Source organism: Lysinibacillus sp. FSL H8-0500 (genome assembly GCF_038051955.1).
GTDB lineage: Bacteria > Bacillota > Bacilli > Bacillales_A > Planococcaceae > Lysinibacillus > Lysinibacillus macroides.
The window spans coordinates 961,189-987,829 of sequence record NZ_CP150292.1 but is presented as its reverse complement, the minus strand read 5'-3'; the positions used below and the strand labels follow the sequence as shown (position 1 = coordinate 987,829).

Annotated in this window: 21 protein-coding genes; 3 read left to right on the top strand and 18 right to left on the bottom strand. The window is 37.1% G+C overall.

The genetic code is table 11. The features are described from left to right. Nucleotides 1-21 precede the first annotated feature (21 nt). The 5 genes from MHB44_RS04515 to MHB44_RS04495 form a co-directional block, all read right to left on the bottom strand. Nucleotides 22-3,072: an efflux RND transporter permease subunit gene (locus MHB44_RS04515; protein ID WP_341301725.1), complete on the bottom strand. Its 3,051-nt coding sequence runs from the start codon at nucleotides 3,070-3,072 to the stop codon at nucleotides 22-24. Nucleotides 3,073-3,247: 175 nt separating this feature from the next. Next, complete coding sequence (locus MHB44_RS04510) at nucleotides 3,248-4,825, bottom strand: peptide chain release factor 3 (protein WP_341301724.1); 1,578 nt, start codon at nucleotides 4,823-4,825, stop codon at nucleotides 3,248-3,250. Between the two features lie 680 nt (nucleotides 4,826-5,505). Next, on the bottom strand, nucleotides 5,506-6,411 hold the full coding sequence (locus MHB44_RS04505) for a zinc ribbon domain-containing protein (protein WP_341301723.1): 906 nt from the start codon (nucleotides 6,409-6,411) through the stop codon (nucleotides 5,506-5,508). 217 nt (nucleotides 6,412-6,628) lie between these two features. Continuing rightward, a complete protein-coding gene (locus tag MHB44_RS04500; protein ID WP_341301722.1) occupies nucleotides 6,629-8,095 on the bottom strand; it encodes a UDP-N-acetylmuramoyl-L-alanyl-D-glutamate--2,6-diaminopimelate ligase in 1,467 nt (488 codons plus the stop codon). Between the two features lie 276 nt (nucleotides 8,096-8,371). Then, nucleotides 8,372-9,760 carry an aldehyde dehydrogenase gene (locus MHB44_RS04495; protein ID WP_341301721.1) on the bottom strand — a complete coding sequence of 463 codons (1,389 nt, stop codon included), beginning with the start codon at nucleotides 9,758-9,760 and terminating at the stop codon, nucleotides 8,372-8,374. 207 nt (nucleotides 9,761-9,967) lie between these two features. On the opposite strand from MHB44_RS04495, the gene MHB44_RS04490 reads away from it, so the two are divergent. Further along, nucleotides 9,968-10,123 carry a hypothetical protein gene (locus MHB44_RS04490; protein WP_341301720.1) on the top strand — a complete coding sequence of 52 codons (156 nt, stop codon included), beginning with the start codon at nucleotides 9,968-9,970 and terminating at the stop codon, nucleotides 10,121-10,123. A gap of 111 nt (nucleotides 10,124-10,234) precedes the next feature. On the opposite strand, the gene MHB44_RS04485 is transcribed toward MHB44_RS04490, so the two are convergent. Further along, nucleotides 10,235-12,328, bottom strand: coding sequence for a catalase (locus MHB44_RS04485; protein WP_341302920.1), 2,094 nt, complete (start codon nucleotides 12,326-12,328; stop codon nucleotides 10,235-10,237). A 442-nt stretch (nucleotides 12,329-12,770) separates the two neighbouring features. Here MHB44_RS04485 and yhfH point away from each other — a divergent pair, with 442 nt between their 5' ends. Further along, complete coding sequence (yhfH, locus tag MHB44_RS04480) at nucleotides 12,771-12,896, top strand: protein YhfH (protein ID WP_341301719.1); 126 nt, start codon at nucleotides 12,771-12,773, stop codon at nucleotides 12,894-12,896. Nucleotides 12,897-13,203: 307 nt separating this feature from the next. On the opposite strand, the gene MHB44_RS04475 is transcribed toward yhfH, so the two are convergent. The 12 genes from MHB44_RS04475 to MHB44_RS04420 all read right to left on the bottom strand — a co-directional run bounded on the left by MHB44_RS04475 (nucleotide 13,204) and on the right by MHB44_RS04420 (nucleotide 25,530). Then, entirely contained in the window at nucleotides 13,204-13,779 is a 576-nt protein-coding gene (locus tag MHB44_RS04475; RefSeq protein ID WP_341301718.1) for an RloB family protein, read from the bottom strand. Further along, complete coding sequence (locus MHB44_RS04470) at nucleotides 13,776-15,053, bottom strand: ATP-binding protein (RefSeq protein WP_341301717.1); 1,278 nt, start codon at nucleotides 15,051-15,053, stop codon at nucleotides 13,776-13,778. The genes MHB44_RS04475 and MHB44_RS04470 overlap by 4 nt, the downstream gene beginning before the upstream one ends. A 181-nt stretch (nucleotides 15,054-15,234) precedes the next feature. Then, nucleotides 15,235-16,176 carry an NAD-dependent epimerase/dehydratase family protein gene (locus tag MHB44_RS04465; protein WP_341301716.1) on the bottom strand — a complete coding sequence of 314 codons (942 nt, stop codon included), beginning with the start codon at nucleotides 16,174-16,176 and terminating at the stop codon, nucleotides 15,235-15,237. 247 nt (nucleotides 16,177-16,423) lie between these two features. Next, nucleotides 16,424-16,951, bottom strand: coding sequence for a YceI family protein (locus MHB44_RS04460; protein ID WP_341301715.1), 528 nt, complete (start codon nucleotides 16,949-16,951; stop codon nucleotides 16,424-16,426). A gap of 258 nt (nucleotides 16,952-17,209) precedes the next feature. Next, nucleotides 17,210-17,968, bottom strand: a complete 759-nt coding sequence (gene srtB, locus MHB44_RS04455) for a class B sortase (RefSeq protein ID WP_341302919.1) — start codon at nucleotides 17,966-17,968, stop codon at nucleotides 17,210-17,212. A gap of 13 nt (nucleotides 17,969-17,981) precedes the next feature. After that, nucleotides 17,982-18,752, bottom strand: coding sequence for an ABC transporter ATP-binding protein (locus tag MHB44_RS04450; RefSeq protein WP_341301714.1), 771 nt, complete (start codon nucleotides 18,750-18,752; stop codon nucleotides 17,982-17,984). A gap of 6 nt (nucleotides 18,753-18,758) precedes the next feature. Continuing rightward, nucleotides 18,759-19,724: an iron ABC transporter permease gene (locus MHB44_RS04445; protein ID WP_341301713.1), complete on the bottom strand. Its 966-nt coding sequence runs from the start codon at nucleotides 19,722-19,724 to the stop codon at nucleotides 18,759-18,761. Between the two features lie 295 nt (nucleotides 19,725-20,019). Continuing rightward, nucleotides 20,020-20,928 carry a heme ABC transporter substrate-binding protein IsdE gene (isdE, locus tag MHB44_RS04440; protein WP_341301712.1) on the bottom strand — a complete coding sequence of 303 codons (909 nt, stop codon included), beginning with the start codon at nucleotides 20,926-20,928 and terminating at the stop codon, nucleotides 20,020-20,022. A gap of 245 nt (nucleotides 20,929-21,173) precedes the next feature. Beyond that, nucleotides 21,174-22,433: an NEAT domain-containing protein gene (locus MHB44_RS04435; protein ID WP_341301711.1), complete on the bottom strand. Its 1,260-nt coding sequence runs from the start codon at nucleotides 22,431-22,433 to the stop codon at nucleotides 21,174-21,176. 81 nt (nucleotides 22,434-22,514) lie between these two features. Continuing rightward, on the bottom strand, nucleotides 22,515-23,924 hold the full coding sequence (locus MHB44_RS04430) for an NEAT domain-containing protein (RefSeq protein WP_341301710.1): 1,410 nt from the start codon (nucleotides 23,922-23,924) through the stop codon (nucleotides 22,515-22,517). Continuing rightward, nucleotides 23,924-24,544, bottom strand: a complete 621-nt coding sequence (gene isdC / locus MHB44_RS04425) for a heme uptake protein IsdC (RefSeq protein WP_341301709.1) — start codon at nucleotides 24,542-24,544, stop codon at nucleotides 23,924-23,926. Before isdC ends, MHB44_RS04430 begins: the two co-directional genes overlap by 1 nt. A gap of 413 nt (nucleotides 24,545-24,957) precedes the next feature. Then, nucleotides 24,958-25,530, bottom strand: coding sequence for a manganese efflux pump (locus MHB44_RS04420; protein WP_341301708.1), 573 nt, complete (start codon nucleotides 25,528-25,530; stop codon nucleotides 24,958-24,960). Between the two features lie 206 nt (nucleotides 25,531-25,736). Here MHB44_RS04420 and MHB44_RS04415 point away from each other — a divergent pair, with 206 nt between their 5' ends. Then, the gene (locus MHB44_RS04415) at nucleotides 25,737-26,618 is read left to right on the top strand and encodes a glycine betaine ABC transporter substrate-binding protein (protein WP_341301707.1); all 882 of its coding nucleotides are present in this window, start codon (nucleotides 25,737-25,739) and stop codon (nucleotides 26,616-26,618) included. Nucleotides 26,619-26,641 lie beyond the last annotated feature (23 nt).

The window sequence follows — 26,641 nt, the reverse complement described above, 5'->3', positions numbered from 1 at the left end:
TCCCATCCCCCCTTAAGTTCATCACATCTTCCTTGTTTCTTTATCCACTAAACTATAGACAACTGGTACAATATACAATGTTAGTAATGTTGAGGTTACAAGCCCCCCAATTACTGCAATCCCCATGGGCTGATTCATCTCTGTACCTTCGCCAAGACCAAATGCCAATGGTAGCAGCCCTAATATCGTTGTTAATGCTGTCATTAAAATTGGGCGTAATCGATCCTGTGCAGCAAGTAAAATAGCTTCATAACTTGCCATCCCCTTTGCCTTTTGCTGATTAATATAATCAACAAGCACAATGCCATTATTCACAACGATCCCAACAAGCACTAATATACCTATAACAGAGGTTACACCGATTAATGTATGTGTTGTGAACAGTGCTACTGCTACTCCAATAATCATCAATGGTACTGTAAACATAATAACGAATGGATACTTGAACGACTCAAATTGAGCAGCCATGACAATATAAACAAGGATAATTGCTAAAGCAACAGCCAACAGCATATCATCTATTGCGCTATCATAAAGCTCACGATCCCCGCTAAAAACAATTTGCGTAGTTGGTGATAAATCAATTTGTGCTAATGCTTTATCCACTTTTGCAGAAATACCGCCTAATGATTCCTTTGTTTCATAATCCACAAAAAATGCTACCGCTGCTGCCTGATCGGAACGGCGAATAGAAACAGGACCTTCCTCAATAGAAATGGTTGCAATATCTTCTAATTTCACAAATAACCCAGCTGGTGATCGTAGCTGCATCGCCTTTAATGCATCAAGGCTATTATTAAATGCTTGTCCAAAGCCAGTATAGACAGGTAATACAGCACCATCTTCTGCAATAAGCTGAGATGTTAATTGTCCCTTTGTCATTTGGTTAACGGTTTGCGCAATTTGTGCTGGCATAAATCCATAATCTTTCGCCTTTTCTCGATTTACCTCGATTTGAATTTCTTGTACAGTGTTATCTAAATCAGTAGAGATATCTGTTACTTCAGGAATATTCTGTAGTTCCTGCTGTACTTGATGAACAGCAAGCTGTAGTCTTTGCTCATCAGAGTCTGTTAAGCGGAATGTTAATGTATTCGGTGATGAACCAGTTGCTGTCGATACACTAAATTTAATATCAGCTTGCTCGCCTAGCTCTCTTTGCAAATCCTGCTCCACTTCCTCCACAAACTCAAAAATTGAACGCTCTCTTTCTGCTAATGGAATGAGCTTGACAGATAACTCCGCTTGATTCGCACTTGTTTGATTGCGTGACTGTGACTGCTGTGTACCGCCAATTAAGCTAACATAGACATCCACATCTTTTTCCTGCTTTAAGCGCTCCTCTATTTTCTCAACAACCTTCTCTGTTTCTGTAACAGCTACTCCCTTTTCGAGAGTAACACTGATCGATGTAAAGCCTTCATCTGTTGGTGGTAAAAACTCTGTACCGATTCTTGTCATTCCAAATAATGCACCAGCAAAACAAAGGACGGTCACAAAAATGACAAGCAGACGATGCTGTAGCACCCATACAATGGAGGCTTGATAGCGTTGATAAAAGCGCGAGTTACTACGTTTTTGATAAATATTCGTAGTTGTTGCTTTTAGTAAACGGCTTGCCAGCATTGGCACTACTGTTAGTGCCACTACTAACGATGCGAAAAGACTAAAGGAGATCGTTAATGCAAATTCCGTAAAAATTTGCCCAATCAAGCCTTCAATAAACATCACAGGAATAAATACTACTATCGTTGTGAAAGTTGACGCTGTAATGGCAAGAGCTACTTCTTTTGTTCCTTCCTTTGCGGCAGCAATAGGGTCTTTCTCCTGCCCTAAATGTCGTTCAATATTTTCAATAACAACAATTGCATTATCCACAAGCATTCCAATACCTAATGCTAGTGCCCCTAATGTCATAATATTTAAGGAGAAATTAGCAAAAAACATTAACACAAATGTGACAATTACTGAATAAGGAATCGCAACTCCTATAATAATTGGACTTTTTATATTTCGTAAAAAAACAAACAAAATAAGCATTGCAAATAATCCACCTAGTAATAAGGAGGAGCCAATATTTTGAATAGCTAAATCTACATAGTTTCCTTGATCCACTAATATATCCGCTGTAATGCCCTTATACTGTTCTTTTGTTAATAACTCCGCTAACGCTTGCTGGAATTCTTTTGAAACCTCTGCTGTATTTGCGCCCGATTCCTGCAAAACAGACATGAGCACTGCTGGATGTTCATTCGCACGTGTTGTTGTTAGTGATTGTTGTTCCGTTCTCTCAACCGTAGCAAGATCACCAACTGTTAATGTTTCACCATTTAAAGGATTCACGGAGACAATAAGTTGGGCAATGCTTTCAGGTGAAGATAATGTACTAACAATACGTGTTGTTAACATTTTTCCATCATCCGTTACAATAGGATCCCCAGGAAGAGAGAGATTATTTGCTTGCACAATTTGAATAATATCTGACTGTGTTAAGCCTTTTTCCACTAGCTTTGCTTCATCTAGTGTAATTTGTACTTCTTCTATCAGCTTGCCAGAAACATTTACGCTGGCAACTCCCTCTGCTCGTTGCAGCTCCTTCTCTAGTTCCTCTACCAGTAAACGCACATCGACCTGATCATTTTCTGCACGTAGTGATAGCTGAATAATAGGGAATTGAGACGGATCGAATTTTAAAAAGCTTGGTTTTCCTGCGTCATTTGGTAATGGTGTCATATCAATGCGCTGTAAAATATCGAGTTGGACATCTTCAATGTTGGTGGACCAATTAAACTCAAGCACAATTAAATTGGTTCCTTCTTGTGAGGTTGACTGTAGCTTCTTGATGCCAGGTAAGGTTGCAAGAGTTGCCTCTAAAGGCTTGGTAATCTTCTCATTGACCTCAACTGGACTTGCACCAGGATAAGAGGTGACAACCACACCTATTGGGGGATTTAACTCTGGAATAAGCGTAATAGGGATTTTTAATAACGATACCCCGCCTAATAAAATAACAAAAAGCATTGTCACGATCGTAAAGACAGGTCTTTTAATGGAAAAATTACTAATGTTCATGGTAGACAAACTCCTTTTCTATCTCTTCCTTTCTATGATAGCCGAAAAGGAGATGATTTTATCAACTGGTAAGGAACCTCCCTTATGGTTCTATTCATGTTTATATTCTACATGCAGCCTTATTTTTCCTTGTAAAAAAACACGAATCGCAAAATTGTCGATTCGTGCTTCAAGATTATAGAAGGCTATAAAGTTTAATATTTTCATTTTTATCGGCAAACCAACGCATGGCAAACTCATTTTCAAATAGGAACACAAGATTGTCAAAACGATCTTTTACTAGCATTGATCGACCAGAGGACATTGACTCTTTAACATCCTCTTCATTTTCAATCCAGCGTGCAATTTTTGAACCAATTGGCTCCATCTTCACTTCCACATTGTATTCATTTTTCATACGATGCTCAAATACTTCAAATTGTAATTGGCCTACTGCGCCAAGCATAACTTCCTCTGTATGCAGCGTTTTATAGTATTGAATGGCGCCCTCTTGCACTAGTTGCAAAATTCCTTTATGGAATTGCTTTGATTTCATGACATTTTTCGCTGTAACACGTACAAATAGCTCTGGTGTAAACTGTGGTAACTTTTCAAACTGGAATGTTTTCTTACCACCTACAACTGTGTCTCCAATTTGGTATGTCCCTGTATCATATAAGCCGATAATATCGCCAGCAACTGCTTCATCCACAGTCTCTCGATCATCTGCAAGGAACTGTGTAGACTGTGTTACTTTAAATGATTTACCTGTACGAGAAAGCGTCATATTCATACCGCGTTCAAATTTACCAGAAACAATACGCACAAAGGCAATACGATCACGGTGGGCAGGATTCATATTCGCTTGAATTTTGAAAATAAAGCCTGAAAACTCCTCATGTTCAACCGGATCAATAAATTGCTCATCTTCAGTAATGCGAGGCTGAGGTGTTGGTGCAAACTGTAAATATGTTTCGAGGAATGTTTGCACACCAAAGTTCGTTAAGGCTGATCCAAAGAATACAGGTGTTAGCTCTCCTCGTCGGATTTTCTCCTCTGAATAGGCATTGCCTGCTTCATTTAATAATAAAATATCATCCATTGCCTGCGAATAATAAGAAGTAACCTTCATTGGATGCTCTACAGCTAGCTCTCCATTGTCGTCAATTGGTAAAAAGCGCTCCCCTTCATCTGTACGGAATTGCTCAATTCGTTGATTGTAACGATCATAAATACCAAGAAACTCTTTACCCATCCCAATTGGCCAGTTCATTGGGTATGCTTGGATACCTAGTACCTCCTCAAGCTCTTCAATAAGCTCAAGTGGCTCTTTGCCTTGACGATCTAATTTATTAATAAACGTAAAAATTGGAATACCACGCATTTTACAAACTTTAAATAGCTTTAATGTTTGTGCCTCAATCCCTTTCGCAGCATCCACCACCATCACCGCACTATCAACAGCCATCAATGTACGATAAGTATCCTCTGAGAAATCTTGGTGACCAGGTGTATCTAAAATATTGACACGTGACCCATTATAATCAAATTGCATAACGGATGATGTAACCGAAATCCCACGTTGCTTTTCGATTTCCATCCAGTCAGATGTGGCAAACTTACCTGTTTTTTTCCCTTTTACTGTCCCTGCGTCACGAATCGCTCCGCCAAACAATAGTAATTTTTCTGTAATCGTCGTTTTCCCAGCATCAGGGTGACTGATAATGGCAAAAGTACGACGCGATACTATCTCTTTTTCTAAATTAGCATTCATCTCGTCATTCTCCTTTTTTCATACTTCCTAATAATAAAAGAAGTCCTGCCTTTCGTACAACCTTTTTACATATAAAAATTGATTAACTATCAAAACCCATATTTTCTACTCTAATTGAACATTTTTAATTGAAAATATTACCGTTAAGAAAAGTATCTTATGCTATTTGAAGCGCATTTTTGATTTGTTCCAGTGTTATGTTGTCTGTTATTGCTGCGTAGACGAACTCTATAATGCTCACAAATTTTTGGTTTTGGACAGGTCTGTCGTACAAATAACCAAGAAATACGACATCATTTGAATATCGTTCAAGGCACCTTCATAACGATACACGAATTGTTTCATTTGAAATTGGATACCTTGTGGATACAAAATACGGTTCGTTTTAAGAGTGTGGCTTCAATGTTTGTGCATGTCCACATAATAAGTTTGAATGGTGGCAGTGGCTCATCATGTCTAATGAAAGTCTAATTTTACTGTCGGCTGTTTCTTTATCAAATATTTTTACTCATTTAAAGTCATTATAAATAAAAGTACCCTATAAGATAGGCTTTTTCAAAGTATCTATCTTATAGGATACAGTTTAAATAAAAGGTTTTCGCTTTATTTAAGGCTTTTAGATAGGCAATCAAAAAAGATAGATGTTTTTTACATAAAAAGAGAAAATTTATAATGAAAAACTATTGCGTATTTGTGATAACAATATAATGGCTTTCGATGCTGGGAACAACCGATACGGTTCCTAATATAGTTTTTACTTGCTGTGTCCCTATTACTAAACCATATATATCTACAACATCACCTACAATTAGATTTCCCGCTTGGTCTATGCGCTCTACAAAAATAACTTCACTATATGCCATTTGTGTTTCATTTGTTACATCAACCATTATATATTTTTGTTTCCCATCAGCTAAATGATATACTTTTCCTTTTAAATGGACCATTTTACCTAAATGTGAAGTTGCTGCATTACGTGTTAAATCATGATAATCCAAGTTTACTGCACCTGTTTGATATGTTTCGAAAGGTGGAAGTTCAGCTAACTGCTTAGTGTCTTCTAGGGAAAAGAAACTTAAAATAAAAAAAATAATGGACACTAAAATATGCTTTAAAACATTATTAAACTGGAGTTTTAGATTTTGTTTCATTATCAAAACTATTATTAGCAATAAAGATAAAAGAAATACAATAATGGAAATTGTCATAAATATTATCGAAGTAGTAGCATTGCCTAGCATAGTTACTAACAAAATCAAACAAATAATAATTGCTTCAAAAATGTAGAATCCTTTAAGGCTTTTCGTCTGCTGTTGATATCTTAAATTATTTGTGTTTTTTTGAAGCTTAGCGCTACCCCCAATCTTTATCGCCTCATGGGTAGTGCTTAAAAGCCATGTTCCACACTTTTTACAATATTTATCGGAGTCATTATTTATGGTCTTACATGCAGGACACTTCCATGCTATTTTTCCTGTTGTTGGTTCTGGACTTGAAGGATATGTACCACACTCTATACAATACCTTGCATGGCTATTGTTGACTTTATTACAGTTTAAACACTGCCATTTTCCTATTTTAATCACTACCTTTCTTACTATTTTATATTCATAGTATAAGATAACTATAAATATGTATAGAAGGTAGTTGTTTTTTGGAAAAATATTAATAAAAAAGCAATTGTTTATTAAAAAATCATAACTACAAAAAACGCTCCTTACATTGTCAACATAAATGTAAAGGAGCGTTTTTCCGATCTATCAAATTTTATCTAACTTATATAGGTTTCGAACATTTACAAAATCAAACAAATTTTAACTGCCCTGCTTCTAGGGCAATTTCTGCATCGCTATGTGGATATTTTGTATTTTCAATAATTTGATAATCCTCATGGCCTTTACCCGCAAAAATAATAATATCACCTGGCTCTGCCACCTCAATCGCATGTCGCACTGCCTCTGCACGATCTCCAATGCAGGCATACTGATGATGTTGCATACCTTTGGCAAGATCGCTTGTAATACTATCGTAATCCTCATAGCGAGGGTCATCTGTTGTTAAAATCACATAGTCTGCCGCAGATGCTTTTTCAGCCATCGCAGGTCGCTTTGATTTATCACGATTACCGCCTGTTCCAACTAGGAAAATCAGCTTGCCCTTTTTATAAGGCTGGGCTGCTTCAATGGCCTTCTCAATCGCATCTGGTGTATGTGCATAATCAATAAAAATTTGTACAGGCAAATCTGAGCATACTTTTTCCATACGGCCTTTGACTGGTGGTAATTGCTCAACTTGTTCAATAATTGCCTCCATAGAATAACCACGGCCATAAAACGCCACCATTGCTGCTAATACATTGTAAATATTAAATTCACCAAGTAAGTGCATTTTTACACGATAAATTCCTTCTGGCATCTCTACATCAAAAATTGTCATATAATCGTGATATTCACAGTTAATAGCGCGGAAATCTGCATTGTCATTTTGTAAGCCATACGTCCACACAGGAAAGGGCGTTAAAGCAGCATAACGCTCTGACCAAGGATCATCTGCATTTAGCACAACAAATTTATGCTTTTCTAAATCTTGCCCAAGCTGGGAGAATAATAAGCCTTTTGCATATCCGTATTCTTCCATTGTGCCATGAAAATCAAGATGATCGTGTGTTAGGTTTGTAAAAATCGCAATATCATAATCAACACCTGCCAATCGACCAAGTGCTAGTCCATGTGATGAAACCTCCATCGTCATTAAACTGCAACCTTCCATTTTTGCACGAAAGATCATTTGTTGTGTTGATAACGCATCGCTCGTTGTATTGGCAGATTCATATAAAATTCCATTTAAATTAAAGCCAATTGTACCTGTTAATGCAGATTTTTCGCCCATGCCTTGCATGATATTTTGAATAATGCCTGTGACAGATGTTTTGCCATTTGTGCCTGTTACCCCGATCATTGTAATATCCTTTGAAGGGTAATCAAAAAACTTTGCAGCTAATAAACCTACTGCACGATCCGTATCTTTCACAATAACCTGCGCAATTGTCTCTTCTAGTGGGAGTTTACGTTCTGTCACAACAATAGTTGCCCCACCATCCACAGCCTTTTGCGCATAGTCATGACCATCAACCGTATAGCCTTTAATACAAACAAACATACTATTTGGCTGTACACTTCTTGAATCTATTACAATATCACTAACCTGGTTCGGCAGCTCACCAATTATTTTCTTCAAAGGTAATGCACTTAACAATTCCTCTGCATACATTTCATAGTCCTCCAATCAATCTCTACACTCATATCGTTATTTTTGCCTATTCGACAAAATACGACAAGAAAGACCCCCCACTTCTTTTGAATTTATTTTACTACTTATTTCTTGATAAATAAAATGTCTCTAATACATTTTTTTAACGAAAACGTTTTCATTATTATAAAAAAATGTTTTTCTTAAAATTTTCAATGAATTATCGTCATTTTTCGACATATTTCTGTAGAACTTTTAGAGAAAAAGGAGGCACCTTATGAGATACCTCCATTTGTATTATTTCATCAATGAACGCACAATCTTCACCTTTTGTTTATAGGGTGGGAAAAGAACATTTGTCTCTAACTTAGAAGATTTCTTTAAAATGGATTTAGGATGCGTAAAGTTTTCAAAGCTAGCTTTACCATGATAAGCCTTCACCCCTGAAGGACCGACACCACCAAATGGTAAGTGTAGGTTCCCCACATGTGTAACCGTATCATTAATACATCCCCCACCAAAAGGAAGTTCTTCTAAAAAGTATTGAATTGCCTTTTCGTGTTCTGAGAAGAAATAAGCTGCTAAAGGCTTAGGTAATTGACGAATTTGATGAATGGCAAGTGGTAAATCTTGATAGACCATCACAGGTAAAATAGGACCAAAAAGCTCCTCCTGCATAGATGGACTTGACCATTTTACATATTCAATAATTGTCGGTTCAATATATAAATCATCGCGATCTACTCGTCCACCAAATGTAATAGCATCACGTTCTTCCATGATAATTTGCTGTAAACGATCGAATTGTCTAAGGTTCACAATACGACCATAATCAGGGCTCTTCAATGGATTTTTTCCGTAAAATGAACGTATTGTTTCTTTTACGATCTTCATAAAAGGATCATAAACCTCCCTGTGCACCATTACATAATCTGGTGCTACGCAGGTTTGTCCTGTATTCGTGAATTTTCCCCACACAATGCGTTTTGCTGCTACTTCTAAGTTAGCGGTTTGATCAACAATAGCCGGGCTTTTTCCACCCAACTCTAAGGCAACAGGTGTTAAACGCTCTGCCGCTGCCTTGGCAACCACTTTGCCAACTGCTACACTGCCCGTAAAAAAGATATAATCAAAAGATGCATGAATAAGGGCTGTGACCTCCTCTTTTTCTCCTTCCACAACACGGATATAGGAGGGATGGAATGTTTCTTCAATTATTTTTTTTACAATCGCTGCTGTGTGTACAGAGCTCTCTGATGGTTTAACAATTGCTGTATTGCCACCAACAATAGCTCCTACTAATGGCTCCATGACAAGCTGAAATGGATAATTAAACGGTCCAATAATTAATGTCACACCATACGGCTCTCGCACAATAAAGCTCTTTCCCATCTGATATTGAATGGGTGTTTTAACAGCTTCTGGCTTCATCCATTCCTCTACATGCTTAATCATATATGAAATACTATCTAAAACAATGCCAATTTCTGTAGCATAAGCTTCAAATTCACTTTTACGAAGGTCTAAGTATAGCGCATTGATGATGTCCTGCTCATACTTTAAAATAGCTTTCTTTAATTTCGTTAGCTGCTCCTTGCGAAATTTCACACTTTTTGTTGCACGTGAAAAATAAAATTGACGCTGTTCTGTAATCATATTCTCTACATCTTGCGTTGTAAAATTCATTGATAAAGCACCCCTTTTTTTAAAATGGCATACATAGTTTTGTGATTTTGAAACAAACTATCTTTGTCTATACGATACAACATTGATAGGCAAAAATCCTCTTTCTTCCTCGGAGGTGACTATTAAAGTGATACATGATATGTTTTAGATTTTTCTTCTCGGGAAATATACAATTACATATTAAAACCGAAACGGGGGCGTAGATGAATGACAACAACAACTGGAACATGGTGGGAGTCCATTTTTTCTGGACCACTAGCACATGGGATTTGCGAAGAAAAATTATTACTTTTGCAAGATGAGGCTTTCTTATATCTTTCTACAATACCTGGGGATCAAGAAGAAGAACCTGAAGTTAATTAAAAAAGCACATTATAGGATGGGTTAGTCCCTACCTATAATGTGCCTTTTATTTTTGCTGATATTCGCTGCTGATTCATCATTCATGCTTTTCTTTCTGCGGCTATTCAGCTTTTAGTCATCATTTTCATAAATATTTCTTTGCCAAAACCGTTGCTGGGCAATGGCAGCGACAAATTTTTTCGCAAAATCTCGATTACCTGTCGCCAAAACAATACCTGGTCCAGTATCTGCGTTTGACATATTAAAAAAGGTTGTACCAGTAGCAGCAAATCCAATTGGCTTATAGTGACGATATGCTTCATTAATATAATTCACAATATGTGTATTAAATTTAGCTTGATTATTTGTCTTTACCCCCACAACATATAGGGAATCAAATAATACTGCATCTGTTGTGGTAAATGTTTCACTTGCTGTTAATTGAACACCACTATTGCTTGTCACAATGCCTAGTCGATCAGAAACAATACTATAACGTACACCCTGCCTTGTTAAATGCTTTAATACTTCTCCAACCTCATTTGCATCAAAGCCATCTCCAATTAAAACACCGACTTTCAGCGTATAAGGTAATTTTATTGTATTGGCTTGACTCAGTGCTGGTGATGAGGTTGTTACTTTGGACTGCTCTCCGCTAGGGCGATTAACGCCAACATTGTCTGCCACCATTGTAGCCATTCCTTTATCCACATGAACAAACATATCCACCACTTGTTGTCGAACAGATTTACTTTTCACTTTTCCGACCTCAAAGCTAAAGGCATCAATAATATGCTGCTTTTCAGGCGGGGACATACTATTCCAAAATAACCGTGCTTGCGAAAAATGGTCATCAAAGGATTTACTGCGCGCTCGTGTAATACGGCCCTCCACCTTTGTTTCATAATGAACATAGCCACCTTCCCTTGCTGTAGAAGTAGCAGGCGTATTATTGGCAAGTGAATTTTTATGATAGCTTACTTTCCCTACATTAATCGTTTGTCGGCTAAAGCCATTGCGCTGATTATTATGAACAGGACAGATAGGACGATTAATTGGAATCTCTGTGAAATTAGGACCTCCTAATCGAATTAGCTGTGTATCTAAATAGGAGAAGAGACGCCCTTGTAGTAGCGGATCATTCGTAAAATCAATACCTGGTACAACGCTTCCTGGATGGAAGGCAACTTGCTCTGTTTCCGCAAAGACATTATCCACATTGCGATTTAAGGTCATTTTGCCAATCTTCCTTACTGGTACTAATTCCTCTGGCCATAGCTTTGTGGCATCTAAAATATCAAAATCAAACTTAAATTCATCCTCTGGTTCAAGCATTTGAATACCAAGCTCATACTCTGGATAATCACCGATCTCAATGGATTCCCATAAATCTCGACGTTGAAAATCAGGGTCCTTCCCCGCAATAATTTGCGCCTCATCCCAAACAAGTGAATGCACGCCTAGCACTGGCTTCCAATGAAATTTCACAAATCTCGATCTACCCCTATCATTAACGAAGCGGAATGTGTGAACGCCGAAGCCCTCCATCATACGAAAGCTCCTAGGAATTGTTCGATCAGACATATGCCACATAATCATATGGGCAATCTCCTGATTGTTCGCCACAAAATCCCAAAACGTATCATGGGCAGAGGCTGCTTGTGGCATTTCATTATGGGGCTCAGGCTTTACCGCATGAATTAAATCAGGAAATTTGATCGCATCTTGAATAAAAAAGACAGGAATATTATTACCCACTAAATCATAATTTCCTTCATCCGTATAAAATTTCGTTGCAAATCCACGTACATCGCGCGCTGTGTCCATCGACCCTAAGCTACCTACAACTGTCGAAAACCTTACAAACACAGGTGTTTTCTTTTTTGGGTCCTGTAAAAAGCCAGCCTTGGTATATTCCCTCATCGATTCATACAATTCAAATTCACCATGTGCTGCAAAACCTCTCGCATGCACCACACGCTCAGGAATCCGTTCATGATCAAAATGAGTAATTTTTTCTCTAAGATGAAAATCCTCCATAATTGTCGGGCCACGAATACCTGCTTTGAGTGAGTCCTCATCATTGGACACCCTTAGCCCCTGATTCGTTGTCATCTTTGTACCATCATTTTCGACACGAAATGGCTCAAGCTGCTGATCCTTCGCATTGTCCTGTGCATTTTTAGGTTGATCTGACTTTGAGTGATCCACGTAATCCCCTTTCATCTCCATACTTTGGTCGCTCCATATACACTATATGTTTCTCTTCCACAAACATGCCCCTCTTTCGACAAATCGCTACTGGAGAGCACCTTTAAGGAGCTGGCTATTCTATCTCGGTTAAAAATCGTCTGAATGGTTTCATTTAGCAATCGTGTCTGGGAAAATCTTTTGCTCGCGGCTTCACATATTCTTGAAATTCCTTCGTTGTTATATGCCTTTTCCATCCTATTTTTATAGTGATATTCCTCTTCCTGTTCTACTAAATTTGAACAACACCAATTGCCTTGTCTCCTTTATTAAATGATTATATTATTGCATGTCATAAAATTGACAAAAATAATGCGAAATATTCTGATTATTACATTGACGTTTCCTATCTGTTATAATACAATACAAATATCAAATAATTTATATATAACAGTTACCTACTGAGGAGGAAATAGATATGTTAGAAAACGTTATGGAATTTTTCAGAAATTTACCAGAGAAAACTTGTATAGAATGTGGAGAAAAAATGGAAGAGCAAAGTGAATGCTACAGCCATCACTGTGAAAACTGCAACTCTTTATAATAGATAAAGCCATCAGCAGAACATTGCTGATGGCTTTTCTTATACTATTTACCTAAGTATCCAATTTCATTATCTCTCTAACGAATATTTTTATTGGAATCCATCTAGCATAAAACAATTGTGGCATCTATCTATTCACCATACTCATATTCCAAAAAAGAAATTTACCACTAGTGAACTACTCGCCACTTAGCTACGCTTGAAGTGGGAGCTTCTTGGGAACAGAGCCTACTTGCGAGCGTATGTACTTACCCACAGCGATTTCCCTTATAGACCAAGCTATCCTCGTAGTCCCTACGATTCGATATTAAAATATGTATCGTATCATTTCATGTACGTTACAGTACGGATTATCACGGCTCTCAGCTTGTCTTAGGGCCATCATATTAGCGCAATTTTTCAAGGCTACCTCATGGCGTAAGGCGATAGGAGCAATAATGGATTCATCCGCTTTATGACGGAAATAACGCTTTATCCCAAGATGTTGCTCCATTTTGTCGTTTAACACAGCCCTAGGATATTTTTCTGTGCTATCAACTTCTTCAAAATGCAACAGTAGCCATAATTCAAATGCCTCATTTGTATAAGCAATATGAATATTTTTTTCCTCGCAAAATGTATTTACTTCCTCTAATTGCTTTTCGGTTAAATCATCCTTATCAAAGACAACCCAAACCTCATCAAAATATTGATAGCTTGAATCTCGATACGCGTGCTGAGCAAGTTTGATGGCAGAGCGTTTCACATTTTTTATTTTGACACTTACCATTTTAGAGCGCTTTAAAATACGCATTTGCTCAAAATAAATGCGCTCTGTCTCACCCTCACAATAAATTAAAATCGTTTTCCGCAGTGTTCGGCTCCCTTGTTGACGTACTCTCACTGCTTCGATACCTCCGCTTCCTTTAAATATTGTTCTGATAAATATTCATTAATCACAGGTGTTGCACCAAATTCCCCTTTTAAATAGCGTTTTGCATATGTCACATCGCCACGCTTCTTCTGCAGATCTGCAAAATCAAATAAAGAATATAACTCCGATTCATTTTTAAAGCTTTTATTCACAAACCATATTTGATCGGCTCGTAATGGCTGATCCAGCAATTCTATTTCATGACTTGTCACAACAAATTGGTTACTCGTATTGCGCTTGCTGTTCATAATCGCCATTAAAAACTCACAAATTGATACATGAAAGGCTGTATCAAACTCATCTATAAAAATGGTCTTTCCTTTATTGTATGCATCCACCATCACACATGCTAAATGCAGCATACGCACTGTTCCTTTAGAATCCATTGTCCAATTAATCGTATCTGTTCCTATTGGTGCACCTAATTCATCAAATGCTAAATAATGCAGATCGATATCGACCTCCTGAATAACCTCAGAAGCATCAAATTCATAGCCAATTGTATTTTTTTCTCTGCGCTCCACACGTCTAGCTGTAACATCTTGAATTGAAAAATCTGCAATTTTAAGAAGCTTCATCACTTCCTTTTTAAAAGGCTCCTCTTCAAGTTTACGAATAAGGGGATGGCTTGATAACCGATTCGCTTCATCTAAGAACAGAATCTTATGTAAAAACCAGTCGAATATTTGAATTGCATCTGGATCATTAAACACATGTAACACAGATAAAAAGGCAGTATTGTTCCTTGTATATTTTGTCAATTCCTGTGCTGTCGTCTGTAGCGTTTCATAAATATAGGCTGTACCATCCCATTGTCTAACAAATAATTCCTCTTTCCCTGTCCCTGTCGTTTTGGTCAGACGCTCAAAAAGAACTTGCGCAGCATTATACTGTACTTCATAGTCATATAAAGTTCCATCTAAAAAAATGGAAATCATGAACTCTGTTGGTTTGTCCTGCTGACTTCCTAATTTAAACGGTTGATAGGGTAGACGTAATTGCTTAACATTATTTAAACTTTCAAAATTAAATAAGAGAGAACGTAATACTTTAATGGCAGTAAAAAGATTGGATTTTCCGCTACCATTCGGACCAAAAATAAATGCACTTTTCACAAGACGCAGTGAATCAAGCTGCATCGTATGCGTATCCTTCCATTTACGTAGCCGACTTCCTGCTACCATTGAAAATGATGTTTCATCTTTATAACTTAAACAATTTTTTACGCTAAAATCTACAAGCATTGATAGACCTCCGTTCAATTCCACAACCATTTCTTTAATGAATTATTATACTATAGACATGGAAAAAGAGGGCATCTTAAAAGTAGATAGCCCTCTAATCGATCAAAATTATTTAGCTCGTTTTCACATCTTAGCAATCATTGGAGGACATGCGAAAAGACCCGCTGATTGAAGGCCCATTTTATCCTCTATTTTGTTGAATTTCTATTAGTTTTTCATGTTGTAGCGCATGCAAGGTACGTTCAATTCCCTCAGCAAAGGAAATTTTAGGTTTCCAACCGATTGCCTTCGCTAGTTTATCATTATTTAAAAATGAATGCTCAATATCACCTTGCCGCGCTGGCGCATATTGAATTTCAAGTGGGTGATTAAGATGCTGTAGCAATAAGATGACTTGATGAATGGACCATGCCTCATTCGTCGATACATTGTAAATACCTTGCAAACGTGCACTTACACCAGCGTAAATAGCATCTGCAATATCATCTACATAAATAAAATCACGTGTCTGTTCACCAGTACCAAAAATCGTAAACGCTTTTCCTTCAAGACTGCTTTTTAACATGCTTGGAATAACCGCTGCTTCTCCCTGCATGGACTGCCTTGGACCAAACACATTCGCAAATCTGTAAATTAAAATAGGCAAATGATAATCCTTTTGCCATTTTTCACAGTAGGTTTCGCCAATGCTTTTATTTAAGCCATACATGGAAATAGGCTCACAAACATCTGATTCGTCTAAAGGTGGATAATGACTATCTCCATAAACAGCCGCTGAGGAGGCAAAGACAAAATGCTTTACCTTATATTTAGATGATAAAAAGAGTATTTGACTCAACCCTACAATATTGGTCAAAATATCTTTTACAGGCTCCCTTATCGATTGCTGAATGTTTGTTTGGGCTGCACAATGAACCACCACATCAAAATCCACTTCTTTAAAAAGATGCTCACAAACCTCATCCTCAATATTTAAAAGATAGGATTTATGTTCAAACTCGACATTCCGTAAATGACCTGTACTTAAATTATCAATAATATAAACTGTTGCACCTTCCTCAAAAAAACGCCTGCCTACCGCACTGCCAATAAAACCATAACCGCCTGTCACCAACACATTCATCCTATCGCCCCCAAAAACAATATGATGATTTATATGCATCTATAACGAAAAATATGCCAGAAGCTTTGGCATATTATTACAAAATTATTGATAATGTTTCGTCTTCCTTTACATCAGAGGAACAATCTTTTATTTATGGCTATAATAAAAAGCACACTTGCATATTATTGCAAGCATGCTATCTCATAGTCAGGATCTTCTTTTATCATGGAACATCTAAAAAGCTGATAGCCAATTTTTATGTTTATTAAGCTGGATTAACTTCTAATTCAACAGCTACTTTAATATCCTTACCAACCAGAACGCCACCTGTTTCTAATGCCGCATTCCAAGTTAAGCCAAATTCTTCACGATTAATGGTTGTTTTTGCTTCAAAGCCATATACCTCTTGGCCCCATGGATTCGTTCCTTTTCCATTAAACTCTGTATCAAATGTTACTGATTTTGTAACGTCTTTAATTGTTAAATCACCTGTTACTGCATATTCATTGTCTGATTTTTTTGTAATGCTTGTTGATTTGAATGTAATTGTTGGATATTGTTCAGTATCAAAGAAATCAGCTGCTTTTAAATGATTATCACGATCTTCACTACGTGTGTTAATGCTTGCTGGATCGATTGTAAAGCTAATATTAGCAGTTGTTAAGTCTGTAAGATCTGCCGCTTCAATATCTGCTGAGTATTGATCAAATACTCCTTTTACTTTTGATACCATCATGTGTTTTACTTCAAAGTTAATCGCTGAGTGTCCTAAATCAATGTTCCATTTTGCCATTGTAAATTCCTCCAGTTAGGTTGATTTTATCTCGATTTCGAGATATATTTTAAAATATGAAGCAACTACATTATTTATGTTACCCAAAACTTTATAGGATAAACACTAATAGTTACTTCTTTGCTTCCGTTTTCAGTTATAAAAGTTTTTAATTACTTTATGTAACTTACTATATATTAATAACTCAATTACGTCAAGTAATTAAAAATAAATTTTTTATAAAATAAAAAGGATGTCCCACAAGCAGGTTCATCCTTCTTAACGCTTTACTAATTTGCCTTGCACAACAAAGCGATGGTCATCACTAATAACAGAGTCCTTACAAGTCGATAATGTAAGAATTTTATCGTCTGGGCTTACAATAACATTCTTATTAATAGCAGAGCGTTCCTTAATATCCTCTAAAAATTGTTGATAGGCTTCGCTGTTTGCGAAATCCGTCTCAATATAATAAAAATCGATGGTTGTCTCGTAGGCTGCAAATACCTCGATCTGATAGCCCTCATACAATGTATCCAAATAAATAATTGGATGTTGATCCGCATAATCTTGCTTTAAGTAATTTTTTAAACTTCCAAACATCGTATCATTCTTCATAGCATGACCATATAAAATAGTGTTTTGATTCATCTCCATTATATTATTTCGATAATCCATAAAAACACTACCAGCACGGCTATGTTGATCTTTAAAATTATGATTTAAATAAAAATCATTATTGTCAGTTTGCAAAATTGGATTATTTAGCTTTGTCCCATCCACTGAAACCCACCCAACAATATTTTTATTGACAGCTTGTAAATCCTGAAATTGCGGTCTTATTGTATAAGTCATTACATCGTCAGCCGTTTGGATTTCCTCAGGCTGTTCTTCTATTGTTGCCAATGTGGTTTGATAAATCGTTTGCACTTCCTTTAATGATTTCGACGCTTCATAATAAGTGTATAGGTATTTCACTAGGGAAAATCCTGAATATAAAAATACTACTATATAGAGGAATGTTAAAAGTTTAGACATATTCTTTTTCATTTTATATTCCTGTAGGCATCATATAATAGCCAAGCTCTTTATCTTCATGAAATAGCGCATTTACCCCATAGACCTCTTTAATAACCTCTTTTGTAATAACATCACGTGGTGCACCCTCTGCAAAAATTTGCCCATCCTTCATTACAATAATGCAATCACTATAGCGAATAGCTTGATTAATATCATGAAGCACCATAATAATTGTTAATCCGTACTGCTTATTCAATGTTTTGACAAGCTCAAGCAACTCTATCTGATAATAAATATCCAAGTAAGTTGTTGGCTCATCCAAACATAGTATTTCTGATTGCTGTGCTAAAGCCATAGCAATCCATACACGTTGCCGCTCCCCACCTGATAATGCCTCTACATCTGTCGTGTTTTTATGTTGTAAATTTGTACAAGTAAGGGCCCATTCGATAGCTTTTGCATCCTCATCATGATTTTTTTTCAGCATTGTTTGATAAGGGAGACGTCCAAAGCTCACTAGTTTTTCAATCGTTAAATCTTTTGGGCTTTCATTTTGCTGATAAACAATCGCTAGTTTTTTCGCAAATTCTTTCGGTTTGTAATTTAGTAAATCTTTATTTTCTAATCGAACATAGCCTGCTTTTGGTGAATGGTAGCGGGAGATCACACTTAATAATGTTGATTTTCCACAGCCATTTGGCCCAATAATTGTAGTAATTTTACCTTTGTTAATTGTTGTTGAAACACCATTTAGATGATTATGTGTATTATCATGCGATACAATGATGTCTTGTATATCCATGTTTCGTCACTCTTTTCTTAATAAGAATATTAAAAAGGGGCCACCGATAATTGCCATAATCGTTGAAGCTGGAATTTCGAGAGGCGCTACAACCGTACGTCCCAACGTATCTGCCACTAAAATTAATAATGCACCCGCTAATGCTGTAAATGGAATAAGCACTTGATGATCGTGCCCCACCAATCGCCGCGCAATATGAGGTATTAATAGCCCAACAAATGAAATAACGCCTGCCACAACCACAGACACAGCCGCTAATAAAACGGCAACAGCAGAAATCAGCAAACGTGCACGTGCCACTTGGAATCCTAAACTCTTGACCGTTTTATCTTGCAATACAAGTAGATTACACCAGCTATATAAAGCAAAAGCAGCAAGTAATCCAACTGTGCCATATGTCACAATTGTAGACACATCTTTCCAAGTGCGCATGGTTAAATTTGAGCCAATAACACTTGATGCAGATGTATTTAAAGAGCCACCTAAGCTAATAAATGCCTCTGTTAAGCCTGTAAACATCGCATTAATGGCAATGCCCACTAAAATCAGTTTCAATGGGCTCAAGCCTGATTTCCAAGATAATGCAAAAACAAGTGTACAGGCCAATGCACCACCGATAAAGGCTAAAACGGGTGTCATAAAAAATAATGTAGGAACAAAGGTAATAATAAAAAGCTGAACAAATGCTGCTCCTGATGAAATACCGATAACACCAGCATCTGCTAGCGGATTACGCATCACCGATTGTAAAAGCACCCCAGAAACGGAAAGTGCTGCACCTGCAAATAATGCGACTAGGATGCGGGGAAAGCGTAAATCTCGAATAGCTTCCATTTGGCTATTTCCCTTGTCGAATAATGCCCCTATAAATTCAAAAAAGCTCATTTGAATGCTGCCTGTTGTCGCTGAATAAATAATTGTCACTAGTAATAAAGCAGTTACACTAAAAAAACTAACGATTCTTTTGGTCATAGCAGACTTCCTTTTTCTTTTTATCTTGATTCAGTAGAAGACCCTACCTCTGTAGGAAGGGGATAAATGCCTATTTTTTACCTCTGTTCAGTGAGTGTCCAAGCGCAAGATAAAAGCCTTGACGTATGTACCTGACACTAACGCTGTCGGTACAGAAAACATTGTCATGGATTTTGAAGAGGTGCTTTTTCGAGCAAGCTCGAAAAAATCCAGACGCAATTACGCTGGAACGTAATTGATATGCCACATAAGAAAAACGCTCTATGACGAATCATACGAGCGACATTTCTACGAGCTATTGACGATAAAAGATTTCCATTAGCTGCCCTAAAGCCTGGGGAACCTGTAAGGAGGCAGTTGTCCCAAATAACTCTTCCTCTAAATCATAAACTTTACCATTTTTCACGGCATCAAAATGTTTCCAAATATCATTTGTTTTAAATTCCTCATCAAACATTTTCACAACCTCATCAGGCAGGCCATGTGCTAAACGTAAAATAATATCAGGATTACTATTATGAAGATATTCCGTATTGGAAGATAAATACTCAGCATCCTGACCTTCCATTACATTTATGCCGCCTGCGCGCTTCACAAGATCACCTGCATAGGAGTTTTCAGTTGCAACTAAATAGCTTCCTGGAATACCAAGTAAAATTAATACACGAGGGCCTTCCTTGCTCGCAGCTACTGCCTGTACAGCTTCAATATTTTTCTGTAGACCTTGCACTAATTCTTCAGCTTGAGCTACACGATCATAGCGTTCACCAAGCGTTGTAATTTCTGTTAGCATCCCATCAACACTTTGAAAGTTTAAAAACTTCACAGGAATAGTCAGTTGTTTAAATTTATCCTGTAAATCATACTCCAATGTTGATACAGACAGCACTTCTGTTGGATTTAATGATTTAACAATTTCCATATCAGGCTCCATGGCATTACCGATTGTTGGCAAGCCTTCAAAGCGTTTGGCTAGCTGCTTTTCTGTTTCTGGTACAGCAATAGCATCCAGCTCCAGCTTATCTAAAATTTCTGCCACAACAACTGTTCCTGCAATAATTCGTTGCTCACTGTTTGCTGTTGTTTGTTCTTTCTCTGTAGCTGGAGCTGACTCCTTGCCTGCCTGTTTATCACCGCTACAAGCCGCAAGTAGTAATACAAGGAATATTATTAGTAGCAGTCCTATTTTCCAATCCTTTTTCATTCTGTCATCTCCTAATTTATCTTGATTCAGTAGAAGACCCCTTCCTCTGTAGGGAGGGGAGGAATGCCTATTTTTACCTCTGCTCAGTGAGTATCCACACGCCCACTAAATCAAGATAAAAGCCCCGGCGGATGTACCTGACACTAACGCTGTCGGTACAGAAAACATTGTCATGGATTTTGAAGAGGTGCTTTTTCGAGCGAGCTTGAAAAAATCCAGACGCAATTACGCTGGAGCGTAATTGATTACTGATCAGCCTTAATCTTTTTGGCATTTTTCATGCGTCGAATAAGCAACCAGCCTGACAATACACAAAGAAAGACGAGTAACACAATCTTTGCTATATTCAATGGTGCCATTGTTGAATCTGCTACAGGCTGATTCACTGGCTTTTTAGTAGTGTTTTCATCTTTTTGCTGAGCTTCCTCTTGTTCCTCCGCTCCTTGCACTGTTGATTCATCCAATGTACGATCAAAGGCTAATGGCTCTTCCTGTGGTATCAGGGGTGCCGTAAACGGTGCAGCAGGTATTGTTGATATAGGCGACTGGTCGATCGTCTTCTCTGGAAGAACAGATGTTGATGCTTTGGGCGCTACGTTTTGTACAATGACTGTCGGTTCTTCTATAACTATAATAGCAGGCTCCTCATGTATAACCGGTTGTGTCACTTTGTTTTCAATTGGCTGATTTATAATAGCTCCAATTTGTGCTTGCTCAAATGCTAGTTGCACAAAATATTGATGATGATAAGAAATGTCTGGAATATCAATTTTGACCCACATTCGTACTGGCTGTGTTAAATCTTCAATCTCAAACTCTATGACCCTTGTATTATCAACAAGCGAAATAAGCTTAGGCTCCATTTGCTGTCCCTGCTTATCTATCTTTAATCCTGTTACCCAAGCAGCTTGTAAAATCGTGATATGTGCATAATAGCTACCATCTTTTTCAATTATTTTTGCTACTGGATCAACATATGTATTCATAATGGAAGGTTCATTTTTACCATCTACCAATAGTATATAATCTACTTCCCATTCCTGTCCTATTACACCTATCTCTATCTGTGGGAGTGTCTGAGGATTCATTTCAAGTTCCTGCGAAAATAAGGTATACGGCTCTTCAGTTGAAAGCTCTATATTGCCCTTTATTACAATTGGTTGATCTAATGAAAAACCATCAAGCTGAACTAAATTTTCTATTTTATCAAATGTAAACGAAATTGCATTGCCTAGCTGTTCAATATGTATATCACTGACAGCATATTGCTGCTCAAGTGCCACTGTTAATTGATAGTGCCCATTTTCCACCGCAAGCGTTGCTATTTTTTTAAATAGAGGTTCTTGAAAACCTTCAGCAGGAGAAAAATTTAGTTCAACTTGATAATGACCATCTGCTATAACAGATGGCTCTGCCTTTGCTTGTAGGAAAATGGATGGAGGGACAAGGACTAATAGTATTGTACAAACAGTCAATATGCAAATGTTTCTTCTATTTATTGTCATTGCATCATATCCTCCAATTTCTTTAAAAGCACAGTAACTTCCTTCCTCAGCTAAATGAGAAAGGAAGTTCTGTTAACATCATTATTTTTTCATGTATTGTAATGCACCATTTAATATTTTTGCCATATGTGAACGTTTTAATGGACTCTTAGCATCAATAACAGTTTTACCATTTGCATTCACTGAACCTGTCATTACTTTTCCAGCATAAAGTAAGGCAAAGGCTTTTTTCGCTTCTTCATCTGTTACTGTAGCTCCATCTGCATAATAAGATAAGCTTGTATCACCCATATTCAATTCTTGTCCTGCTACGTGTGTGACTGTACGATAAATCATAACAGCTGCTTGCTGACGAGTTAATGTATCATTTGGATTAAAATTATCTGCTTTCTTAACAATTCCGGCTTCCGCTAATGCATTAATAGCTTGTACAGCTTCTACATCAAGCTTAGCTGTATCTTTGAAGCCAGCGTCTGTTGTCGAAGATACCCCTAATGCTCGAGCAACCATTAAAGCAAATTGTGAGCGTGTAATATTATTATTTGGGTTAAAGTTGTCTTGACCTTTCACAATCCCCAAGTTGTAAAGTGATAAAATAGCTTCTTTATTAGCATCATTACTAATATCTTTAAATGGATTTACAGTTGGTTTCACTGCACCCTCTACAGCAAAGCTAAATTGTACTGTATGATTAGAATCATAGTTAACGCCTTGTGCTGGCTCATTCACAACAATGTGTAATTGTGCATTTACAAGTTTCTTTAGATCTGCTACTTCAAATGAGTATGTGCGTTCATTTGTTGCCTTGTCTTCACTCACTAACGTTGCTTCTTTTCCTTCTATTGTAAATCCTTTTACATATTGACCTTGAGGGAAAGTCATCGTGACAATATTTTTACCATTCTCTACAGAAACGCCTACTTTTGGTGCGATATATTGCTTCATAATGGATTCTTCTGTTGTACCATTTTTATAAACAGTAACAGCCACTTCATCCACTTTAACTTCTTCTTTTACTTCCTTCGCTGCTTTTAAATCAAAGTCATACCATGTGTCCATATTGGCTGCTGCAACGACCACATGAATTTTTGCTGATACGACCTCATCAGCAACAGCAGGGAAACGATATGTAAGAGTACCATCATCATTTTTTACTTCTGTTGCATCAATATATTGATCGCCTTGCTTGATTTGTAAGCCAGCAATCATTGGTGCAGATTTTGCTGTAATCGTTAATTCCACTTCGGATTTTCCATCTTTTTCAACAATAGCTCCTTGTGGCACTAGATGAGCACTAATAGCAGGCTGATTTTCTAAAGTACCTGGTTTAAAGGTCTGGATGTTGACAACTGCTTTTGCCGTTTCTTCCTTCACTTCTGTATTCGTTGTTACGACTTCTGCTGCTGATGCAAAAGATGGGATGGAAAGAGATGCTGCTAGCAATGAAGCTAGTACAATTTTAGTTGCACGAGATTGACGTTTTTTAGCCATTATTGACCCTCCGTTTTTGTTTGTGAATTTTTTCTATAAAGTAAGAATGCTGAGCCCACTAAGGCAATAATAAATAGATATGGTGTTGCATCACTTGTTTGTGGATTCGGCACTTGACTTCCCTCGTGAGATGCTGCTGGCGCTCCTGTGTCATTTGCTGCTGTTGTTTTTTCAGATGCTGGTGCAGAAGTAGCACTAGCCGTCGATGCTGCATCAAAGACTAAGGAGACACTATATTCATGATGATAATTAATATCATCAATATCAATTTTCATTGATGTTACTACTGGCTTAGATAAGTCCTTTACTGTAAACTGCACAGTGCGTGTATCTGCCGCCTGATCTTCACTTACAACAGTTGCCCCACCAGGTGGTTCAAATTTTGTAATCCATGCGCTGTTTTTTAACGTAATTTGGACAGTAGCTGTACCATTTTTTACTGTAACATTCGCTGGCTTTACAAAATAATCATTTGCAATAGATGCTGAATTACTTTCTGGCTTATTCACCTGATATTTTATCGAATGAGTGCCATCAGCCAGTTGAGCAGATGCTTGTGTTAGTCCTAAGCTCACAACAAATAGACTAACAAGCATAATCAACATAAGCGTCTTTTTCATAGGTTGCACGCCTCCCTTGGTCATAATAAAACATCCTAATTGAAAAAACATCTACTTGAAAGCACTTTCAAGTAAACGAAAATTATTCTCAATTACGATTCTACTCCCAAGAATAATCGTTAATCCCAGTGGATGTCAACTGTAAATCCAAAATAGACCTCAATATGTCAAAATTACCTTCCGGTGAAATGGTTAAATATATTCTAAAAGTCAAACCTATCTTTTTCTAAATAACAGAGAAAAACCCGCATAGCTTTCTATAAAAAAGCAAGGATATCCAGCGAATCCTAGTCGTAGAAAATAAAGTAGATTTTCATGCGTTATTCACGATAAGCATTTGTTTTCATTAAAGGCTAAATAACATTTTCTTATTGGTATTAGCGGAGATTTGTCAATCTAACAACAACTTTCTACTATTTAATAAAAACCTCAAAAATACCAATGATAATCAGCAACCAGCCTGAAATGACCGTTGAATATTTGCCAAGTAATGTTTTTGCTAGTAAAGAGCCAAAATGACTGCCCACCCCAACGGTAATAAATGAAAAGACACCAATCGAAATAACTGTCCATAGCGCGGAAATACCATTTGCACCAATAGCAATTCCTGCTGCTAAACAGTTTGCTGATAGTACAAAGCCAAGTGCCATTGCCTCTCGAATCGAAATGACTAAATTTTTATCTTCATCAAATAATTCAGGATTGCCTGCGATCCGTTGATTGGAAAATCGATGAGACATTAAAGTCCATATACCAATCAAACATAATAATAAGCTCCCTAATACATTTGCTGTATGTGGTGAAATATACGCTACAACCGTGCTACCCGCTGTTACGGCAACATATGTAATAATCATAGAAATAACAGCAATTACCGCATTTGATAAAACAGGAATTTTTACTTGCTTAATGCCATAGGCTAGGCTAATTCCTAAATTATCTAAGTTTGCCGCTATGCCAATTAAAATAATTGTAACCCAATGCATACTAGGTCCCCTCTCATTAAGTGCCTATTTTCCCTTATCATATGTCATACCATAAAAGTTTTATGGGCAGCTCGATAGTTGCTGTATGTATGAAATTATCATTTGACAAAAGTAACAACTTATCTATAGAATTAAGTTGTTACTTGTCATTTTAAGACATAAAATTAATGTTTTACTAAGGTAGAATGTTCTTAAGGGGGATTTTCATGAGATTTTGTCGATTATGGGGAATTGGTTTAGCTTTTATCTGTTTACTAGCTTTAACTGCTTGTAGCTCAGCAGACACAAAAACAGGCACAGAAAATAGTAACAAAAAAGAAATTAACTTAGCATATGTTGAATGGGATACGGAGGTTGCCTCTACCCATGTAATAGGACAAGTTTTAAAAAATCTAGGCTATAATGTTACACTTACACCATTAGATAATGGGATTATGTGGGAGGCTCTGGCAAACGGAGAGGTGGATGGCATGGTATCTGCCTGGTTACCGCAAACCCATGCCCCACAAGTAGAGAAATATAACGGAAAAATTGATAATCTAGGAGAAAATTTAACAGGCGCAAAAATCGGCTTAGTCGTCCCAAGTTATATGGACGTAGATACTATTGAAGACTTAACAAGCGAAGCCAATAAAACCATTACAGGTATTGAACCAGGGGCTAATATGATGGCTACAACCGAAAATGCTTATAAAGAGTATCAAAATTTAGAAGACTGGGATGTTTTAACTTCTTCTGCTGGTGCAATGACAGCAGCGCTTAGTCAAGCAATTGCCAATAATGAAGAAATCGTTATTACAGGCTGGTCACCACATTGGATTTTTAATGCCTATGATTTAAAATATTTAGATGATCCAAAAGGGTTATATGGTGTCGAGGAATATATCGGTACATTTGCTCGTAATGGTTTAAAAGAGGATGATCCTGAAGCATATAATATCCTTAATAGTTTCCATTGGACTGCTGAAGATATAGAAAGTGTCATGTTTGATATTATGGAAGGAATGAGTGCCACAGATGCTGCAAAGAAATGGATTGATGACAATCCAGACAAAGTAGCCGAGTGGACAAAAGGTAGTAAAGCGTAATATCAAAAAATCCATTTACATCA

Excerpts from the sequence above, each read along its gene's own strand:
- MHB44_RS04515 (WP_341301725.1), bottom strand. The coding sequence starts at position 3,072 with ATGAACATTAGTAATTTTTCCATTAAAAGACCTGTCTTTACGATCGTG.
- MHB44_RS04510 (WP_341301724.1), bottom strand. The coding sequence starts at position 4,825 with ATGAATGCTAATTTAGAAAAAGAGATAGTATCGCGTCGTACTTTTGCC.
- MHB44_RS04500 (WP_341301722.1), bottom strand. The coding sequence starts at position 8,095 with ATGTATGCAGAGGAATTGTTAAGTGCATTACCTTTGAAGAAAATAATT.
- MHB44_RS04495 (WP_341301721.1), bottom strand. The coding sequence starts at position 9,760 with ATGAATTTTACAACGCAAGATGTAGAGAATATGATTACAGAACAGCGT.
- MHB44_RS04490 (WP_341301720.1), top strand. The coding sequence starts at position 9,968 with ATGACAACAACAACTGGAACATGGTGGGAGTCCATTTTTTCTGGACCA.
- MHB44_RS04485 (WP_341302920.1), bottom strand. The coding sequence starts at position 12,328 with ATGAAAGGGGATTACGTGGATCACTCAAAGTCAGATCAACCTAAAAAT.
- yhfH (WP_341301719.1), top strand. The coding sequence starts at position 12,771 with ATGTTAGAAAACGTTATGGAATTTTTCAGAAATTTACCAGAGAAAACT.
- MHB44_RS04470 (WP_341301717.1), bottom strand. The coding sequence starts at position 15,053 with ATGCTTGTAGATTTTAGCGTAAAAAATTGTTTAAGTTATAAAGATGAA.
- MHB44_RS04465 (WP_341301716.1), bottom strand. The coding sequence starts at position 16,176 with ATGAATGTGTTGGTGACAGGCGGTTATGGTTTTATTGGCAGTGCGGTA.
- MHB44_RS04460 (WP_341301715.1), bottom strand. The coding sequence starts at position 16,951 with ATGGCAAAATGGAACATTGATTTAGGACACTCAGCGATTAACTTTGAA.
- srtB (WP_341302919.1), bottom strand. The coding sequence starts at position 17,968 with ATGTCTAAACTTTTAACATTCCTCTATATAGTAGTATTTTTATATTCA.
- MHB44_RS04450 (WP_341301714.1), bottom strand. The coding sequence starts at position 18,752 with ATGGATATACAAGACATCATTGTATCGCATGATAATACACATAATCAT.
- MHB44_RS04445 (WP_341301713.1), bottom strand. The coding sequence starts at position 19,724 with ATGACCAAAAGAATCGTTAGTTTTTTTAGTGTAACTGCTTTATTACTA.
- isdE (WP_341301712.1), bottom strand. The coding sequence starts at position 20,928 with ATGAAAAAGGATTGGAAAATAGGACTGCTACTAATAATATTCCTTGTA.
- MHB44_RS04435 (WP_341301711.1), bottom strand. The coding sequence starts at position 22,433 with ATGACAATAAATAGAAGAAACATTTGCATATTGACTGTTTGTACAATA.
- MHB44_RS04430 (WP_341301710.1), bottom strand. The coding sequence starts at position 23,924 with ATGGCTAAAAAACGTCAATCTCGTGCAACTAAAATTGTACTAGCTTCA.
- isdC (WP_341301709.1), bottom strand. The coding sequence starts at position 24,544 with ATGAAAAAGACGCTTATGTTGATTATGCTTGTTAGTCTATTTGTTGTG.
- MHB44_RS04420 (WP_341301708.1), bottom strand. The coding sequence starts at position 25,530 with ATGCATTGGGTTACAATTATTTTAATTGGCATAGCGGCAAACTTAGAT.
- MHB44_RS04415 (WP_341301707.1), top strand. The coding sequence starts at position 25,737 with ATGAGATTTTGTCGATTATGGGGAATTGGTTTAGCTTTTATCTGTTTA.